This is a genomic window from Streptomyces sp. CLV115 (assembly GCF_038448545.1).
Classification (GTDB): Bacteria; Actinomycetota; Actinomycetes; order Streptomycetales; family Streptomycetaceae; genus Streptomyces; species Streptomyces sanglieri.
On sequence record NZ_JBCEWQ010000352.1, the window covers coordinates 1 to 1275 of the forward strand.

At 71.4% G+C, this 1275-nt stretch carries 1 protein-coding gene; it reads right to left on the reverse strand.

From position 1 onward, the window contains the following. Positions 1-1275, reverse strand: a 1275-nt coding sequence (locus tag AADR41_RS42095; protein WP_342287753.1) for a SpnB-like Rossmann fold domain-containing protein, incomplete at both ends; no start/stop codon positions are given.

Sequence of the window (1275 nt, forward strand, 5' to 3'; positions counted from 1 at the left end):
GTGGCCCATTTGCCGGTGCCGGCGGTGCCGTAGACGTCCGCGCCGAGGTGTCGGGCGATCTGGTGGGCCGCCATGCCCACGCCGCCGGCCGCCGAATGCACGAGCAGTCGTTCCCCGGCCCGCAGTCCCGCCAGGTCCACCAGCCCGTAATACGCCGTCAGGAAGACGATCGGGGTGGAGGCCGCCTCGACGAACGTCCAGCCCTGCGGCACTCGGACGAGGGTGCGTCCGTCGGTGACCGCGATCGGTCCGGCACCCTCGGAGAACAGGCCCATGACGCGGTCGCCGACGGCCACCGATGTCACGTCGGGGCCGACCTCCAGCACCACGCCCGCGCCCTCGCTGCCCATCGGTGCGTCGCCCGGATAACTGCCCAGCGCGATCAGTACGTCACGGAAATTCGCTCCCACCGCACGTACGGCGACCCGCACCTGGTGGCCGGTCAGCGGCTCGGCCGCGCGGGGCGCGGGGACGAGGGCGATGTTCTCCAGGGTGCCGGTGCCGGTGCTGCCCAGGTGCCAGTGCGACGCGTCGTCCGGCAGCGCGAGGACATCTTCGGCGTTGTCCTTGGCCAGCCTGTTCGCGTACACCGCACCGTTCCGGACGGCCAGTTGGGGTTCACCGCAGTCGAGGGCGATGCGCAGGAAGTCCGGCACGGGGTCGAGGTGGCGGGGCAGCTCGGCATCGAGATCGAGCAGGGCGAAGCAGTCCGGATTCTCGGCCTGCGCGGAGCGGATCAGCCCCCAGACGGCCGCGCCGGCCAGGTCGCGCACGCCTTCGCCCGGTTCGGCCGCCACCGCGTCGCGTGTGACGACGACCAGGCGCGCGTCGGCGAAGCGGTCGTCGCTCAGCCATTCCTGAACGGTCCGCAGGGCAGCCTCCACCGCCGTACGAACCGCCTTTCCCTGATCGTCAGTGGCGGCAGAGTCGTACGGGGTCCGGCACGGCAGCAACACCACGTCGGGAACGCCACCGGCGCTGTCGGCGAGCGCACCGAGTCCACCCGGCCCGTCGAGCACGGCCCAGCTTCGTTCGACACCCGGGCGTTCGCTGCCCTGCTTACTGCTGTGCTCACCGCCGTCGTGCACCGGGTTCCAGTCCACGCGGTACAGCACGCTCGGCGCCGTGCCGGACGTCACCCGGAGCTGCTCCTGCGAGACCGGCATGAGCGCCAACTCGCCGATGCTGAAAACTGGTTGGCCTTCACCGTCCACCGCCTCGATGGACATGCTGGTGGGTGTGGTGGTGGTGAGGTGGGCGCGGAGGGTGGTGGGG